Raw genomic sequence first — 16,871 nt, 5'->3', positions numbered from 1 at the left:
CAACGGCAGCGCAAGGTGCAAGCGTAGCGTCAGCACCGCAATGGGCCAAGCCCCGAGACAATGATCACCGAGACGTCCCCGATACCGACAGGCGCCTGCGCATGAGACGAGTGTCGCTGGATGGGCAACAGAATGATTCACTCACGACGGTGGGCGGACTCGCTAAATGATAGGATAATCATTGTTACCTCGCTAACAAGAAGCCTGCCGTCATGCGCCTGCAAACCTCCTTGATCCCCTCCCTGCACAAGGCGACTCACGAGCTGGACGCCTCCGGCAGGGCCACCACAGGTACAGTGACACCCAAGGCATCAGTGGCCACGCCTGACGCGGACACTGCCGGGACGCTGTCACGCGAACCGGCGGCAGAGGACTTTCTGCAGCGCGCCAAGGGCTTTCTCAAGGCGGAAGTCTATCTCACGCACCTCGATGGCCAGACGGTGGTATGCAAGGACTACCGTCGTTATGCCGGCACCCCGGCGGCACTGGTCGCGCGCTGGCTGGTCCGTCGAGAACTGAAGATGCTGAGCCGCCTGGCCGGCTGGACGCATGCACCGCGCGCCATTGCACGCGTCTCCCCACTGGCACTGGCCATGGAATACATTCCCGGCCCTCTGCTGAGCGATGCACAGCTGGATCCCGCGGCGCATCCAGGACTCTGCCAGCAGCTGATTCTCGTCGTGCAGCAGCTGCATCAGCGCCGCATGGCGCACAACGACATCCGCGGCTCCAACGTCATACTGCGCGATGGCATACCGGTACTGATCGATTTCACCTCGGCGGTGCGGCTGCCGCGACTGCCGGGCACGGCCGGTGTGATGCGCATGATGCGTCGCTTCGACCTGCGCCACTCCCTCAAGCTCAAGCAACGTACGCTGGGGCTGCCGCTGCGGCCACGCGAGGCTCGCCTGCTGATGCGCAGCGGTCGCCTGAATCAGGTATTGCGCCTGTGGAAGAAACGCATCCTGCCGCGTCTCAAGGGCCGGTGACGCGTCCTGCTCTCGCCGACCTCACGTCTCAGCGGAAGCGGCGCTGGGCCAGAAGACTCCTGACCAACGGCGTGATGATCAACTCGATGGCCAGCGCCATCAGGGCACCCGGCACCACCAGCGTGTGCGGGCGCGACATGAAGGAGCCCTGGATCATCGCCAGCAGATAGGGGAAATCGACGCTGCCGGGATCACGGAAGTGCACGACGACCATCGACTCGGCATCGGTGGGAATGTCCTGCGGCTCGAAGGGGTTGGAGGTATCCACCGTCGGTACGCGCTGGAAGTTGATATGGGTACGCGAGAACTGCGGCTGGATATAGCGGACGTAGTCATCCATGCGGCTCAGGATGGTATCGACCACCGCTTCCTGGGAGTGCCCGCGCAGCTTGGTGTCCCGGTCGATCTTCTGGATCCACTCGAGGTTCATGGTCGGTGCCACGCCGATCAGCAGATCCACATGACGCGCGATGTCATGCTCGGGCGTCACCAGCCCGCCATGCAGGCCCTCGTAGAACAGCAGGTCCGTGCAATCCGGCAGCGACTGCCATTCGGTGAAGGTCCCGACCTTGTAGCCCGCCTCGATCATGCGCTTGTCTTCGGCATGGATATAGTGGCGATGCGTGCCGGAGCCCTGCTCGCCATACTCCAGAAACAGCGCTTCCAGTCGATCAAGCTGGTTGGCCTCGACCGCGAAGTGTGACAGCTCGCGCTTGCGCTCCGGCGCCTCCTGGAACATGCGTACCAGTTCATCGCGGGTATAGCGGTGAAAGGCATCGCCATCCACATAGGCGGCATGGATCGACTCACGCGAGAACATGCGCTCGAAGGTCCGCATGACCGTGGTCGTCCCCGCACCGGAGGAGCCCGTCACGGCGATGATCGGATACTCCCGCGACATCAGCGCGCCACCTCGCAGGCCAGCGCCGCGACCGTACGCTCGATCTCGTCACTGACACGTGCACTCGGCACGGCCAGTCCGTCGGGGCCGGCAAACACCAGCCCGACCCTGACGGTGGCCAGCACACTGCCGTCACCGACCCGCACCAGACGATGATGGACACCCAGTCCCTTGCCGGACACGGGGTCCATGGCGGTCTCCACCACCAGCGCATCGCCCAGCTTGCCTTCCCCCTGATACTGCACGGCCAGATCGGAGACGATGCTCATGAGGCCATCGACATCCCATTCCGGGAAGCCGAGTGCCTGCCAGGCCTGGCCACGTGCCTCGTGCGCCAGGCTGACCACGCTATCGTGACCGAGATGCTGGCCATAATTGATATCGCTGACACGAATCGTCATCGCATGACGATGCACCAGGCGCTGCTCTGGGAACTCGAGCCGAATACGCTCCATGAGGACTCCTCGTCGGCGAGACGGAAATGGACGATGACGGCGGAGTCGCCATGCTTCCCCGATGCCATGCTCAAGGCCGGGGAGACCCATGGGCCGCCGTTCATGCGTGAACAAGTGATGATGAAGGTTATCGCACGGCCGACACCGACATGACCAGACTCTCGACACGATGGTCGTAGAATGGCCGACGCGAGAATCACGGTGCGATAACGACAAGACCCGGCCAGAAGCCGGGTCTTGCAGACAATGCGCTGATGCCGGACAGGCTCAGGCGTCGCCACGCTCACGGGCGATGGCACGCCAGGCGATGTCACGTCGCACCAGCACGTCCTGCCAGTCGATGGCGTCCACACCCTCGTAGGCACGCTCGGTGGCAGCGGCCACGCTGTCGCCCAGCGCGGTGACGCACAGCACGCGACCGCCACTGGTGACCACCTGCCCGTCCTTTTCGGCGGTGCCGGCGTGGAAGACCTTGCAACCGGTCGCCTCGGCAGCATCGAACCCGGTGATGACATCGCCCTTGCGGTAGCTGGCCGGATAGCCGCCTGCCGCCAGCACCACGCCGACCGCCGCGCGGGAATCCCACTCGCAGGTCTGGGTATCGAGGCGCCCGTCTTCGGCGGCCAGACACAGCGCCACCAGGTCGGACTTCAGACGTACCATGATCGGCTGGGTCTCCGGATCACCGAAGCGGCAATTGTATTCGATGATCTTCGGCGCGCCCTGGGCATCGATCATCAGGCCGGCGTACAGGAAGCCGGTGTAGGGATGTCCCTCTGCCGCCATGCCACGCACGGTGGGCAGGATGATCTCGTCCATCACGCGCTGGTGCACATCGGCGGTGACCACCGGTGCCGGAGAATAGGCCCCCATGCCACCGGTGTTGGGGCCGGTATCGCCTTCACCGACCCGCTTGTGGTCCTGACTGGTGGCCATCGGCAGCACGTTCTCGCCATCGACCATCACGATGAAGCTGGCTTCCTCGCCGTCGAGGAACTCCTCGATCACCACGCGTGCACCGGCATCACCGAAGGCGTTGTCCTCGAGCATGTCACGCACGGCGGCGCGAGCTTCCTCGTCGGTCATCGCGACCACCACTCCCTTGCCCGCCGCCAGGCCATCGGCCTTGATGACGATCGGTGCCGGGTGGGCGGCCAGGTACTCAAGCGCCGCATCGACCTCGGCGAAGGTGGCGTAATCGCCGGTCGGGATGGCATGACGCGCCAGGAAGTCCTTGGTGAAGGCCTTGGAGCCTTCCAGCTGGGCAGCGCCGGCCGTCGGACCGAAGCACTTGAGCCCCGCCTCGCGGAAGCGATCGACCACGCCGATCACCAGCGGCGCTTCCGGGCCGACGATGGTCAGCTCGATGGCGTTGTCCCGCGCGAAGGCGACCAGAGCATCGAGATCGTCAGCGGCAATCGCCAGATTGGTCAGCTTGGACTCGCGCGCCGTGCCCGCATTGCCGGGGGCCACGAAGACCTCCTCGACACGGGAGGACTGGGCGGCTTTCCAGGCCAGCGCATGTTCGCGGCCACCGCCGCCGATGATCAGGACCTTCATCTTTTCAACCTTCATGAGCCAGTGAGGATCAAGGCTGCCCGCAAGACACGGGCGACCGAGGAAATGTCAGGCTGCGCATTATGGCAGAAAGGGGCTCCCCTCGGGACGCCCCTTTTCACATCAACGCGATTTCATGTGATTTTCATGCCGGCCGACCAGGCATCACTCAGCGTGTGCCCTCGGGGTCGTGAGCCTCGCCGTCGTCGTTCGTCCCGCCCTCCGGGGCATCATCGGCAGAGCGTGAGCTCGTCCGGCCCCGGTTGATGCCGCCCCCCATGGCCTGCTGCCAGAAGCGCAGATTCTCTTCGGCGACTTCGCGCATCATCTCCATGGGCGAGTGGCGCATGGCCTGGGACCATTGCTCCTGCATGCGCTGCTGTTGCTCCATCATCAGCCGCGTGCCCTGCTCCAGATACCCCGCCAGCGGCAATGGCTTGGCCATCGCATAGATGCGGATGAACTGCTCCAGCAGCTCGTTGGAGAAGACTTCGGCCTCACCATCGCCCTGCTCCTGCTCGATGATGATGGTCAGCAGGATGGTACGCGTGAGGTCCTCGCCGCTCTTGGCGTCCTCGACCTTGAAGACCTCTTCCGCCAGCACCAGGCTGCGCAGGTCCTCGAGGGTCACATAACGGCTCTGCTCGGTATCGTAGAGACGCCGATTGGCGTATTTGCGGATGACTCTCACGGATCAAGCTCCTGTCGATTTTTCTTCATTGTGCACTCAAGGGGGGGCACTGCAAGGAAAGCCGCTTCCACGCGCCTGATCCACTCCCGCCACGCCCCGGGCAATCGCCCCCTTCGCTGTCATTTCGCCGGAGCCGAGCCATCTGGCGTCCATGCTAGAATGCCGCCTCTTTTCCTCCTGTCTGTCTACGGTATCGCCATGAACCTTATCCTGCTCGGCGCTGATGACCTGCTCGCCTCCGACCATGCACGCGTGACGGACCCGCGCAGACTGCGCCATCTGCGCGAGGTGCATCGTGCCGCTGTCGGTGACGAGATGACCCTGGGAATCGAGGGCGGGCTGATCGGTCGTGGACGCCTGGAGCGGCTGGACACCGAGGTGGCCGAATTCAGTCTGCGTCTGGAGCGTCAGCCGCCGGCACCACTCGATGTCCATCTGCTGCTGGCGCTGCCACGCCCGCGCATGCTGGCGCGCTCGCTGGAACACGTCACGGCGCTGGGCGTGAAGCACATCACCCTGCTGCATACACGGCGCGTGGAGAAGAGCTACTGGCAGTCGCCGGAGCTGAAAGAGGAAAAGATTCACCAGCATCTGGTGCTGGGACTGGAGCAGGCGCGCGACACCATCATGCCGATGGTCACGCAGGAGACATTGTTCAAGCCATTCGTGGAGGACAGACTGCCGGGCCTGATGGCCCCGGAGAGCGCCGTGAAGCCGCGCGGCATCATCGCGCACCCGGGCATGCCGCAGGAGTGCCCGCGCGCGGTGAGTGAGCCGGTGATCCTGGCCATCGGCCCGGAGGGTGGATTCGTGGACTATGAGGTGGAGCAGTTCATGAAGGCCGGCTTCGAGGGCGTGCACCTCGGCGAGCGCATCCTGCGCGTCGAGACGGCGGTCACGGCGCTGCTGGCGCGACTGGGCTGAGACCTCACACCGGCTGACCCGCCAGATGCCGCCACTCCCCCCAGTGGACGGCGGCATCGAAATCCAGCAGACAGTGCTCGAACCAGCGCGCCCCGAGTCGCCAGTCTCCCCCGGCGGCAAGCCATGCACGGGCCAGATGCTGGCGCTCATCCCACGGCAGCCAGCCTTCCCGAGTCAGCCTGTGCATGGCCCGGTCCACCCGTACGTCGCCCGTGCGCCCTTCGCGCCAGCGCTGGAATGCCACATCGCAGGCCGCCTCCTTCTCAAGCGCCTCGCCATACCAGCCCATCAGCGATTCCTCGGGCTGCGCTTGCAGGACCCGCTGCCAGTACTCGCGCTGGAGCAGCACGGCCATCAGCTGATGCGCCGCGAGAGACTCCCCCATTTCCCGTCGATGTTCCGCCAGTGCCTGCAGGATGCGCCGCGGACTGATGCAGCCCTGCGCCAACCAGGCGGACAGGCGCCAGGCAGCCTGCACCTCGGCATCCTCTGATTCCGGACGCGACCAGACGAGGGAAGACAGCTGCTCGCGCGCCGGCTCCTCTCCGCCTTGAAGCGTGGCGATCTCCCCCACCGGTTGCCAGGCGCTGGCCGTGGCGCACACTGCCTCCAGCGGCGGGAAACCGCGTGATGCCGATTCCGGCCATGGCGGCAAGGAACACGGCAGCCCCTGCAAGGGATTGCGCGAGGCATGACGCGTCCACCACTGGGCATCATCGAGACGCAGAGACATCGCCCCGCGTGACGCCAGCGCTGGCGAGAGCCGCGAGGAAGCGGGCAATTCCGGGGCGGCGAGAGACATCGCCTTCGCACCATGGGCCGGGCTTTCCATCACCTGCGGAGGCGTCCACAGGGCCGCGGGCTCCTGCGTCGCATCCCGCTCGTCCAGCGGCTCCAGCACGAGCCCTTCACGAGGGTGGCAATGCAGCCGGGTACTGGCAGGAAGTTGCGCGGCAAGACGCTGAAGATTGCCGGCATCATCCGGGGTGCGGGAATGGCTGACTTCCAGGCAGTCCACGTCATGCTGGCGGACCTGGGCCAGCACCTCGCTGACGGGATCCCCCACTCGCACCAGCAGATCACTGCCGCGGCGCAACAACATGCCACGCAGGTTCATCAGGCTCTGCCAGAGGAGGCGAAGGCGGGCAGGTCCCAAGCGAGGCAGACCCTCGACAGGCATCAACCAGCGCTGGTCCAGCACGTACATGACCAGAAGTTGATAGGGGCGACGGACACTGGGCAGCGCGAATACCGGATTGTCTTCCAGACGCAGGTCATGACGCAGCCAGACAAGTGACGTCTCCGGTGGGCCGCCCGAATTCGTGCTGATGGCCTCTCGCATGCGAGCTCCAAAGCGTTATCGGCGTATAATATTTGTACAATAAACAGCCCGCTCTGTACAACACGCTGTCCGATCAGGGACCTCATCCGACCTGCCGCCCGTGCGCTGGCGAGGGGTGCAAGTGCGTGATACATTCGAGAGGTTAGGTCACGATCCACCAATGTTTTCAACAAGATCGCGCAAGTGTCTCTACCCGCAAACACACTTGTCATCCAGGGGCTTCAGGAGGAATACGGCCATGCTCGCAAGACATGACATGACCGCACCAACCCGGCATCTTCGCCGTCTGCCCATCGCGGGCAGCCGGGGGCGCGCTGCGGACCTCATCCCCACCTGGATGCTGGCACCTCGTGCCGTGCGCCTCCCCTTTCTGACCGATCCGCCCGCGGCGGTGACGTCTCATCCCGAGGTACCTGCGTCCTTGCCGGGCGCCTGAACCTCTGAGCCGCCATCGGCTGCCACTGCCACCCATTCCCGCCACTTGATGGCGGCACGCACCTCCCGAGCAGGCGTCGACCTGACACGGAAGCGTGATCCAGAGGTGGCAACCTCGGCAGCCTGCAATGCGCTCGCCTATCCTATCGGCACCCAGTGGCCGAAATCCGCGTCCCGACCTCGAAGCTGGTGGCCTGGCCCTGAGCCCGTGTCCGCTCCGCTGACGACAGAGGGACAACGCCCTACAACGACTGGAGCGAGTCTTCCATGACCCTGCTGTTGATCGTGCTACTGCCATTGCTCGGTGCCCTGGTGCCGTTGATGGCCAGAGACCTGCCCCGCGGCCGCCTTGCCTGGCTGACGGCGGTTGCCCCTGCCCTGGCACTTGGTATCGCCGTCTTCCATCTCGGCGATGTCTTCGCCGGCCAGATAGCCCAGTTCCACCTGCCGTGGATCACCGAACTGGGACTGGATCTGGCGCTACGCTTCGATGGCCTGTCAGCTCTGTTCGTCCTGCTGATTCTCGGTATCGGACTGCTGATCATCCTCTATTCTCGCTACTACCTGTCGAGCGAGGACTCGCTGGCACGCCTCTACAGCTTCCTGATGCTGTTCATGACCGCGATGCTCGGCATCGTCATGGCGGACAATCTGCTGTTGATGTGGGTGTTCTGGGAGCTGACCAGTCTCAGCTCCTTCCTGCTGATCGGTTACTGGTATCAGCTGAGCGAGGCGCGCAAGGGCGCCCGCATGGCGCTGACCGTCACCGGTGCGGGCGGGCTGGCGCTGCTGGCCGGTATCCTGGTCATCGGTCATATCGTCGGCAGCTACCAGTTCGATGACGTCCTCGCGGCGGCAGACCAGATCCGCTCCCACGAGCTGTATCCTGTCGCACTGGTACTGGTGCTGCTGGGCGCCTTCACCAAGTCCGCGCAGTTCCCGTTCCAGTTCTGGCTGCCCCACGCGATGTCGGCGCCGACACCGGTGTCCGCCTTCCTGCACTCCGCCACCATGGTCAAGGCCGGGGTCTTTCTGCTGGCGCGCATGCACCCGGTGCTCTCGGGGACTGATCTCTGGTTCTACATCGTCAGCCTCACGGGCCTTGCCACCCTGCTATATGGCGCCTGGTTCGCCTTGATGAAGCAGGACCTCAAGGGCGTGCTGGCCTTCTCGACCATCAGTCATCTGGGTCTGATCACGCTGCTGTTCGGCTTCAACAGCCAGATGGCCGCCGTCGCGGGCCTGCTGCATATCATCAATCACGCGACCTTCAAGGCCTCGCTGTTCATGGCAGCCGGCATCGTCGACCACGAATGTGGCACGCGTGACATCCGCAAGCTCAACGGCCTGTACCGTTACATGCCGCATACCACGGTGCTGGCGATGGTCGCCTCGGCCTCGATGGCCGGCGTGCCGCTGCTCAACGGCTTCCTGTCAAAGGAAATGTTCTTTGCCGAGAGCCTCGATGCCCAGCTGCTGGGCGGTCTTTCCTGGCTGATTCCGGCGCTGGCGACCCTCGGTGGCATCCTGTCGGTGGCCTACTCGCTGCGCTTCATCCACGACGTCTTCTTCAATGGCGAGCCGAAGGACCTGCCCAAGACCCCGCATGAGCCGCCGCGCTACATGAAGCTGCCCATCGAGGTGCTGGTGCTGATCTGCCTGCTGGTGGGCATCCTGCCGTCACTGGTGATCAAGGACCTGCTGGTGAGCGCCTCCGCCAGCGTACTGGCAGCGCCGGTGCCGGACTTCAGTCTCGCCATCTGGCACGGCTTCAACCTGCCGCTGCTGATGAGCGTCATCGCGCTGGGCGGCGGTGTCGCCGTCTACGCCCTGCGCCATCATCTGTACGCCTTCCAGCGCCAGTTCCGGGCGCGCAACGCCCTGCTGGTCTTCGAGGCCAACGTCCAGCGAGTCGTGAAACTGTCCGAGCGCTTCATGGACAGCTTCGAGAACGGTTCGCTGCAGCGCTACATGCTGTGGCTGCTGCTGACCGCGCTGGTCTTCGTCGGCATCGGCCTGCTGGCCGTGCCGCGCCTGGGCGGAGAGCTTGAGCAGCAGCCCTTCGATGGCATGCTGCTGACGGGTGCCGTGATCACCGGCCTGGCCGGCCTGGGCACCGCGATCACTCACCGCAAGCGCCTGATCTCCCTGCTGATGCTGTCAGTGGTCGGCCTGATGACCTCGCTGGCGTTTGCACGCTTTGCCGCCCCGGACCTGGCGCTGACCCAGCTGGCGGTGGAGGTGGTGACGATGATCCTGCTGATGCTGGCACTGTTCTTCCTGCCACAGCGCACACCCAAGGAATCCAGCGCGCGACGCATCATGCGTGACGTCCTGCTCGCCAGCGCCTTCGGCGTGGTGGTCGCAAGCCTCAACTTCGCCATCCTGACCCGCCCGGTCGAATCGATCTCCGACTTCTTCATGGCCAATGCGGTCTCCGGCGGTGGGGGCCACAACGTGGTCAACGTGATTCTTGTCGACTTCCGTGGCTTCGATACGCTGGGCGAGATCACCGTACTCGGGATTGCCGGACTGGCGATCTTCAAGCTGCTCAACCGCCTGCGCCTGTTCATGCCGTCCACTGACCTGGATGGCCGCAACTGGTCGCCGGACCGCCACCCGATGATTCTGGCCACCGTGTCCCAGACCCTGCTGCCACTGGCGCTGCTGGTCTCGGTCTACATCTTCCTGCGCGGCCACAACGAACCCGGTGGCGGTTTCATCGCCGGTCTGGTGACCGCCGTGGCCATCATCCTGCTCTACATCGCGCGCGGCGTGGACTGGACACAGCGCTGGCTGCGCTTCCCCTACCAGCCGGTCGCGGCGGCCGGGGTGTTGATCGCCGGCCTGACGGGCGCGGGCAGCTGGGTCTTCGGCTATCCGTTCCTGACGTCATCGTTCGGCCACTTCACGATTCCCGTGATCGGTGAGATAGAGCTGGCCACCGCGCTGCTGTTCGACCTCGGGGTCTATCTGACCGTGGTCGGCGCGACCCTGATGATTCTCGCCAACCTCGGCAAGCTGACGACACCGCACCGTCCGACCAAGGAGAAGAGCTGATGGAAGCCCTCTACGCCACTACCACCGGCCTGCTGGCCGCCTGCGGTGTCTACCTGACCCTGCGCGGGCGCACCTTCCCTGTCGTGGTCGGACTGACGCTATTGTCCTACGCGGTCAACCTGTTCCTGTTCTCCATGGGGGGACTTGCCATGCACGGCACCCCCGCCGTGGTCGGCTCAGGCTCGCCCACGGCGGACCCGCTGCCCCAGGCACTGGTGCTGACCGCCATCGTGATCGGCTTCGCCATGACGGCCTTCGTGGTCATCCTCGCCATGCGCGCGCGCGGTGACCTGGGCAGTGACCACGTCAACGGCAACCGTCTGGACGACTCGAAAGAGGATGGCAAGTGATGCTGCAACACCTGATTGTCCTTCCGATCGTCCTGCCGCTGCTGGTGGGCGCCTGCCTGCTGCTGAGTCGCGGCTCATCGCCGGTACTGCGCCGCAGCATCAGCCTGATCACCCAGGCCATCATGGTGGCCATCGCCATCGCGCTGGTCGTTCAGGCCAACGACGACACCATTCGCTACTACGCGCTGGGCGACTGGCAGCCTCCCTTCGGGATCGTGCTGGTGCTGGATCGCCTGTCGGCGACCATGGTGCTGCTCAGCTCGGTACTGGGCCTGCTGGCCTGCCTGTATGCCACGGCGGGCATCGATGAGACAGGCTCCAACTTCCATGGCCTGTTCCTGCTGCAGCTGATGGGGATCAACGGTGCCTTCCTGACCGGTGACCTCTTCAACCTGTTCGTGTTCTTCGAGGTCCTGCTGATCGCCTCCTACGCTCTGCTGCTGCACGGCGGCAGCAAGGCACGCACGCTGTCGGCCCTGCATTACGTGGTGCTGAACCTGATGGGGTCGGCGTTCTTCCTGATCGCGCTGGGCATCCTCTACGGCGTGACCGGTACGCTGAACATGGCCGACATGGCCGTCATCGTCACCACGCTGGACCCGGGGCGTGCCGGCCTGATGGAAGCCGGCGGTCTGCTGCTGCTGGTGGTATTCGGCCTCAAGGCCGCGATGCTGCCGCTGTATTTCTGGCTGCCCCGCGCCTACGCCGCGGCCTCGGCGCCGGTGGCGGCGCTGTTCGCGATCATGACCAAGGTCGGCATCTATTCCATCCTGCGCGTCTACTCGCTGATCTTCACCGACAACGCCGGCACCCTGGCAGACCTCGGTCGCGACTGGCTGTGGTGGGCAGGGCTCGCCACGCTGGTCGTGTCGATGCTCGGCGTGCTCTCGGCACGTGACCTGCGCACTCTGGTGGCCTATCTGGTGATGATCTCGGTCGGTACGCTGCTGACGGCGCTGGGCATGAACAGCATCGCGGCGGACAGCGCCCTGCTGTTCTACCTGATCCACTCCACCCTGGTCACCGGCGGCCTCTTCCTGCTGGTGGATGTGATGGCAGGCCAGCGTGGCAAGGCCGGTGCCCGTATCGTGCGCTCACGGCCACTGCTGCAGGCGGGCCTGCTGGGCGGACTGTTCCTGATCGGCACGGCGGCCGCGGCGGGCCTGCCGCCCTTCTCGGGCGCCATCGGCAAGGCGCTGATCCTGTCATCCGCCTCACTGGAGCAGCAGGTATGGCTGTGGCCAGTGCTGCTGCTGGCCGGGCTGTGCTCGATCGTGGCCTGTTCGCGTGCCGGTTCCAGCGTGTTCTGGCGCACCGGCAACAGTGAACCCAGCGGTGAACGACTCGGTGTCGCGCGCGGCATCGCGACCTGCGGCCTGATCTCCGCCGCACTGGCACTGGTCGTCTTCGCCGGTCCCGTCTCGCAGTGGACCAAGGCCACCGCACAGCAACTGTCGGACCCGGCACCCTATCTCGATGCCCTTCTGGGCAAGGACGCCGCACCGGAAACCGCTCTGCCGCTCAAGGGAGACGATCAATGATCAAGTCTCGTTCTCGCGTTCTGCCCACCCCGATGCTCTCGACCCTGCTGCTGGTCGTGTGGCTGATGCTGCAGAACAGCGTCTCGCCCGGGCAGATATTGCTCGGCGCGGTGCTGGCCATCGCCATCCCGGCACTGACCTATCGTTTCTGGGAGCCGCAGCCGGACCTCCAGAAACCGTGGCGACTGATCGGCTACCTGCTGCGCGTCATCCTGGACATCATCATCGCCAACCTGCAGGTCTCGCGACTCATCCTGAATCCGCGTGCGAAATTCCGCCCGGCCTTCGTGCGCTATCCGCTGGAGCTCGAGCAGAAGTTCCCGATCACCCTGCTGTCGAGCACCATCACGCTGACACCGGGGACGGTCTCTGCCTATCTCACGCTGGATGGTCGCCATCTGATCATCCATGCACTGGATGTCGAGGATGAACAGGCATTGATCGACGAGATCCGCCAGCGCTACGAGCGCCCGCTGAAGGAGATCTACGAATGCTAGACATCGCCCTGTGGATCAGCATCGCGCTGTTCGCGGCGTCCCTGATGCTCAACGTCTTCCGGCTGGCCATCGGCCCGGACCTGCCGGACCGCATCCTTGCCGTGGACACCATGTACGTGAACTCCATCGCGCTGATCGTGCTGTTCAGCATCCAGCTCAACAGCAAGGCCTACTTCGAGGCGGCGCTGCTGATCGCCATGCTGGGCTTCGTCAGCACCGTGGCAGTCTGCAAGTATCTGCTGCGCGGCGACATCATCGAATGACCTGAGCGGAGAGTCTCCATGCCCACCTGGTTCTATCCTGTCCTGGAAGGCGTGATCGCCTTCTTCCTGATCGCCGGCGGCCTGTTCGCCTTCATCGGGTCGCTGGGGCTGACGCACCTCAAGGACTTCTACATGCGTCTGCACGGCCCCAGCAAGACCACCACCCTGGGGGTCGGCTGCGTACTGATGGCGTCGATGATCTATTTCCGCGCCACTACCGGTCACTTCAGCTTCCAGGAGATGCTGATCACCATCTTCCTGTTCATCACCGCCCCGGTGACCGCACACCTGCTGTCCAAGGCCGCGCTGCATCAGAAGCTGGTGGCGGACATCCGTACCCGCAACGTGCCGGAACGTCTGGAGGTATCAGACGAACCGGATGAGGCAAATGCCGAGGCCTCGGAATCGCGCCTGCCCTGAGCGCTCGTGTTCGCCTGACGCTCTGACCTGCCCCCGGTCGGCTCCACTCCTCTCGCGAGGCGAGACGGCAGACCAACGCAAAGCGCCCCCACCAGGAGACTGGTGGGGGCGCTGTCTTTCCAGCGTTTCACTGCGTATCTGTCACTCGGACTGCGGTGCTCAGATCATTCAGGCGGGCCTCATGCCTGCCCTGCTCGTCACCAGCCCTGAGCATGCTGGCGGCACAGTGCCTCTAGCAGATCGATATGCTCATGACGGTCATTGAGCGCCGGAATGTAGCGGAACTCGCCCCCGCCGGACTCGGTGAAGTAGCCGCGGTTTTCCTCTTCCAGCTCCTCCAGCGTCTCGAGACAGTCGGCCGCGAAGGCCGGCGAGATGACGTCGACGCTTTCCAGACCTTCAGCCCCCCAGGCCTTGAGCGTCTCATCGGTATACGGCTTGAGCCACTCGGCCTTGCCGAAGCGTGACTGGTAGGTCATCGCCCACTCATCGTCCCCAAGCCCCAACGCCTCGGCCAGCAGCTGGCTGGTGCGCTCGCACTGGCGTGGGTAGGGGTCGCCCGCCGTCGCATAGCGCTTGGGGATGCCGTGATAGCTCATCAACAGACGCTTGCCGCGATGCCCTGCCTTTTCCCAGTGTTCACGGACACTGGCGGCCAGCGCGGCGATGTAGTCGGGATGATCATGGTAGTCACGCACGAAGCGCAGTTCCGGCAGGTGCGGACACGGCTTGAGCGCGCGCGCAAGGCGATCGAACACTGCGGCAGTCGTGGTCCGCGAGAACTGCGGATAGAGCGGCAGCACCAGGATGCGATCTGCCCCACGACTGGCCAGCTTGCGCCCCACCTCTTCCATGGTCGGCTTGCCGTAGGTCATCGCAAGCTCTACCGGAATCTCCTCGCCCAGCGATTCGGCCAGACGCGCCTCCAGCGCGGCGCGCTGACGCTTGCCGATCGCCATCAGCGGCGAGCCGTCTTCCGTCCACACCGAGGCATAGGCCTCGGCGACCTTCTTGGGGCGAGTCGTCAGCACCAGGCCATGCAGGATCGGCAGCCAGAGCAGACGCGGCAGGTCGATCACGCGTACATCACCGAGAAACTCCGCGAGGTAGCGGCGCACCGCCTTGGGTGTCGGGGCTTCAGGGGTGCCGAGATTGACCAGCATGACGCCGAAACGCGGGGTGCTCATGGGCGATGAACTCCTGACAAGGGGCAAGAAAAGGGGTGAAGCGGCAATCAGCCACCCTCACCGACAGCGCAGCCATGTTACCAGCTCGCCCTGTGCGTGAGGGATGAAGTTATACTATCATCACGATTTGTATAGCTTTACGACAATTATTGTCACAACCTGACGCAAGCCGTGCTTGCGCCCCGCCGCAGGAGTCAGTGTGCCCGAAACCTCCACTCTGCAACTTGCCACCCGTCACGACTTCGCACGCCCGCTGGTGCTGATTCTCGGTGACCAGCTCAGTCACGAGCTTGCGAGCCTCAAGCAGGCACCTGCCGAGAGTCTGATCGCCTTCTGCGAGGTCGAGGAGGAAGGCCGCTACGTGCCACACCATCCGCACAAGATCGCGATGATGCTGGCCGCGATGCGCCATCACGCACAGGAGCTGCGCGACTGCGGCTGGCAGGTGCATGAAAGCCGCCTGGATGACCCGGACAATCGTCAATCGCTGATCCTGGAAGCCGAGCGGCTGGCCGCGCTCCATCAGTGTGACGGCATTCTGGTGACTCGCCCTGGGGAATGGCGACTGCTGGAGGCCTTCCTCGCGCGCCGCGAGGAAGGCGAGATCCCCTGGGTGGTGCTGGAAGATCACCGCTTCTTCACCACACCGGCACAGTTCGCGACCTGGGCCGACGGACGCAAGCAATTGCGCATGGAATACTTCTACCGTGAGCAGCGTCGTGACACGGATCTGTTGATGGAAGGCAGCGAGCCCGCCGGCGGCAAGTTCAATCATGATCATGACAATCGCGAACCGATTCCCGCCGACTTCCAGTCACCGCCACCACCGCAGCATGACCACCGCCAGGATGCGCTGACGCGCGAAGTGCTGACGCTGGTGGACACCCGCTTCGGCAAGGGAGCCGAGGGCGAGCTGCGTCATTTCGGCAATCTGGACAACTTCAACTGGGCCGTGACCCGCGCCCAGGCGCTCGACGATCTCGCTCACTTCCTCGCGCACTGCCTGGCAGACTTCGGCCGCCATCAGGATGCCATCGATGACAGTGACCCCTTCCTGTTCCACTCCCGACTTTCCGCGGCGCTCAATATCGGGCTTCTGAGTCCCCAAGAAGTCTGCGCTGCCGTCGATGATGCCTGGCGACGTGGCGAGGTACCGGTCAACTCCGCCGAGGGCTTCATCCGGCAGATTCTCGGTTGGCGAGAGTATGTGCGTGGGATCTACTGGACACGCATGCCCGGCTACAAGCAGGAGAATCGCCTGAGTGCGACACGGGATCTACCGGAGGTCTTCTGGCGCGGCGACAGCGGCATGCGCTGTGTGGATCAAGCCATCCTCAGTACGCGTGATCATGCCTATGCCCACCATATCCGCCGCCTGATGGTCACCGGCAATTTCGCCCTGCTGTGCGGCGTGAAGCCCGAGGCGCTGTGCGACTGGTATCTGGCGGTCTACGTCGATGCCTGCGAGTGGGTGGAGCTGCCCAATACCCTGGGCATGGTGCTGCACGCCGATGGCGGCCTGATGGGCTCCAAACCCTATTGTGCCTCGGGCAAGTACATCGATCGCATGTCCAATCACTGCGACAGATGCCAGTACTCGCCGAAGAAGGTCACCGGCACGCATGCCTGCCCCTTCAACAGTCTCTATTGGCACTTCATCGAACGCCATCGCGAATCACTGTCACGCAACCCGCGCATGTCGCTGGTCTATGGCAGCTGGCGACGCATGAAGGACGACAAGCGCGAGGCATTGCTGCAACAGGCCGAGGCCTTTCTCGCCCGACTCGACAGCGCCGCTGACTATGGCAGCGGTGCCCATCGCGCGGGTTACCATCCCGCGCCCTCCAGTTCCACGACCGACAAGGAATCCTCATGAGTCGCATCTGGCAGGCCAGTGCACCGGTCACGCTCTATCACGATGGCAAGTGCCCCCTGTGCCAGCGCGAGGTCGCCTGGCTGGCGAGACACCCGAGGCGGGAACGGGTCAGGACGGTCGACATTCGTGCAAAGGACTTTTCCCCGGATGCTCTGGGGCTGAGCTTCGAGACGATGATGGGGCGCCTGCACGTGCAGGATGCGCGCGGGGAGTGGTATGTCGGCATGGACGCCAGCCGAGCCCTCTATGCGGTGCTCGGCTATCGGCGCCTGGTGAGGCTGTCATTGCTGCCGGGGCTGCGTCCGTTGCTGGATGTGGGCTATCGGGTCTTTGCCCGCCACCGTGAGCGTATCGGCCGCTGGGTCCCCCAGAGGAGACGCTGA

16 protein-coding genes are annotated in these 16,871 nt (G+C 64.4%); 10 read left to right on the top strand and 6 right to left on the bottom strand.

Annotation, left to right across the window (positions count from 1 at the left end; all coding sequences use genetic code 11):
- Positions 1-212 precede the first annotated feature (212 nt).
- A complete protein-coding gene (locus tag AC26AR_RS01670; protein WP_077378859.1) occupies positions 213-989 on the top strand; it encodes an RIO1 family regulatory kinase/ATPase domain-containing protein in 777 nt (258 codons plus the stop codon).
- 28 nt (positions 990-1,017) lie between these two features.
- Here AC26AR_RS01670 and AC26AR_RS01665 read toward each other — a convergent pair whose 3' ends face one another.
- The 4 genes from AC26AR_RS01665 to phaR all read right to left on the bottom strand — a co-directional run bounded on the left by AC26AR_RS01665 (position 1,018) and on the right by phaR (position 4,593).
- The gene (locus AC26AR_RS01665; protein WP_077378856.1) at positions 1,018-1,890 is read right to left on the bottom strand and encodes a phosphoribulokinase; all 873 of its coding nucleotides are present in this window, start codon (positions 1,888-1,890) and stop codon (positions 1,018-1,020) included.
- On the bottom strand, positions 1,890-2,345 hold the full coding sequence (locus AC26AR_RS01660) for an acyl-CoA thioesterase (protein WP_077378853.1): 456 nt from the start codon (positions 2,343-2,345) through the stop codon (positions 1,890-1,892). The genes AC26AR_RS01665 and AC26AR_RS01660 overlap by 1 nt, the downstream gene beginning before the upstream one ends.
- A gap of 267 nt (positions 2,346-2,612) precedes the next feature.
- Complete coding sequence (purD, locus tag AC26AR_RS01655; protein ID WP_077378851.1) at positions 2,613-3,905, bottom strand: phosphoribosylamine--glycine ligase; 1,293 nt, start codon at positions 3,903-3,905, stop codon at positions 2,613-2,615.
- A gap of 166 nt (positions 3,906-4,071) precedes the next feature.
- Positions 4,072-4,593 carry a polyhydroxyalkanoate synthesis repressor PhaR gene (gene phaR / locus AC26AR_RS01650; protein WP_084209401.1) on the bottom strand — a complete coding sequence of 174 codons (522 nt, stop codon included), beginning with the start codon at positions 4,591-4,593 and terminating at the stop codon, positions 4,072-4,074.
- A 198-nt stretch (positions 4,594-4,791) separates the two neighbouring features.
- Between phaR and AC26AR_RS01645 the strand changes: the two genes are divergently transcribed.
- A complete protein-coding gene (locus AC26AR_RS01645) occupies positions 4,792-5,517 on the top strand; it encodes a 16S rRNA (uracil(1498)-N(3))-methyltransferase (RefSeq protein WP_488107442.1) in 726 nt (241 codons plus the stop codon).
- Between the two features lie 4 nt (positions 5,518-5,521).
- Here the strand turns inward: AC26AR_RS01645 and AC26AR_RS01640 are convergent, their stop codons facing one another.
- A complete protein-coding gene (locus tag AC26AR_RS01640; RefSeq protein ID WP_488107441.1) occupies positions 5,522-6,859 on the bottom strand; it encodes a deoxyribodipyrimidine photo-lyase in 1,338 nt (445 codons plus the stop codon).
- 702 nt (positions 6,860-7,561) lie between these two features.
- Here AC26AR_RS01640 and AC26AR_RS01635 point away from each other — a divergent pair.
- Genes AC26AR_RS01635 through AC26AR_RS01610 form a run of 6 tightly spaced genes read left to right on the top strand, consistent with a single transcriptional unit; the run spans position 7,562 to position 13,425 of the window.
- Complete coding sequence (locus AC26AR_RS01635; protein WP_136939080.1) at positions 7,562-10,354, top strand: monovalent cation/H+ antiporter subunit A; 2,793 nt, start codon at positions 7,562-7,564, stop codon at positions 10,352-10,354.
- On the top strand, positions 10,354-10,704 hold the full coding sequence (locus AC26AR_RS01630; protein ID WP_077378839.1) for a Na+/H+ antiporter subunit C: 351 nt from the start codon (positions 10,354-10,356) through the stop codon (positions 10,702-10,704). Before AC26AR_RS01635 ends, AC26AR_RS01630 begins: the two co-directional genes overlap by 1 nt.
- Positions 10,704-12,245, top strand: coding sequence for a monovalent cation/H+ antiporter subunit D (locus AC26AR_RS01625; RefSeq protein ID WP_141392262.1), 1,542 nt, complete (start codon positions 10,704-10,706; stop codon positions 12,243-12,245). The genes AC26AR_RS01630 and AC26AR_RS01625 overlap by 1 nt, the downstream gene beginning before the upstream one ends.
- Entirely contained in the window at positions 12,242-12,742 is a 501-nt protein-coding gene (locus AC26AR_RS01620) for a Na+/H+ antiporter subunit E (RefSeq protein WP_077378833.1), read from the top strand. Before AC26AR_RS01625 ends, AC26AR_RS01620 begins: the two co-directional genes overlap by 4 nt.
- Entirely contained in the window at positions 12,736-13,005 is a 270-nt protein-coding gene (locus AC26AR_RS01615) for a K+/H+ antiporter subunit F (RefSeq protein WP_077378830.1), read from the top strand. The genes AC26AR_RS01620 and AC26AR_RS01615 overlap by 7 nt, the downstream gene beginning before the upstream one ends.
- 18 nt (positions 13,006-13,023) lie before the next feature.
- A complete protein-coding gene (locus AC26AR_RS01610) occupies positions 13,024-13,425 on the top strand; it encodes a Na+/H+ antiporter subunit G (protein WP_077378827.1) in 402 nt (133 codons plus the stop codon).
- 197 nt (positions 13,426-13,622) lie between these two features.
- On the opposite strand, the gene hemH is transcribed toward AC26AR_RS01610, so the two are convergent.
- On the bottom strand, positions 13,623-14,612 hold the full coding sequence (hemH, locus tag AC26AR_RS01605) for a ferrochelatase (RefSeq protein WP_191236515.1): 990 nt from the start codon (positions 14,610-14,612) through the stop codon (positions 13,623-13,625).
- Positions 14,613-14,811: 199 nt separating this feature from the next.
- Between hemH and AC26AR_RS01600 the strand changes: the two genes are divergently transcribed.
- On the top strand, positions 14,812-16,488 hold the full coding sequence (locus AC26AR_RS01600) for a cryptochrome/photolyase family protein (RefSeq protein ID WP_488107440.1): 1,677 nt from the start codon (positions 14,812-14,814) through the stop codon (positions 16,486-16,488).
- Positions 16,485-16,871, top strand: a complete 387-nt coding sequence (locus AC26AR_RS01595; protein ID WP_084209406.1) for a thiol-disulfide oxidoreductase DCC family protein — start codon at positions 16,485-16,487, stop codon at positions 16,869-16,871. The genes AC26AR_RS01600 and AC26AR_RS01595 overlap by 4 nt, the downstream gene beginning before the upstream one ends.

It is taken from the genome of Cobetia sp. PS-4MA, assembly GCF_057670765.1.
The sequence above is the reverse complement of the archived record's forward strand: the minus strand, read 5'-3'. Positions and strand labels throughout refer to the sequence as shown.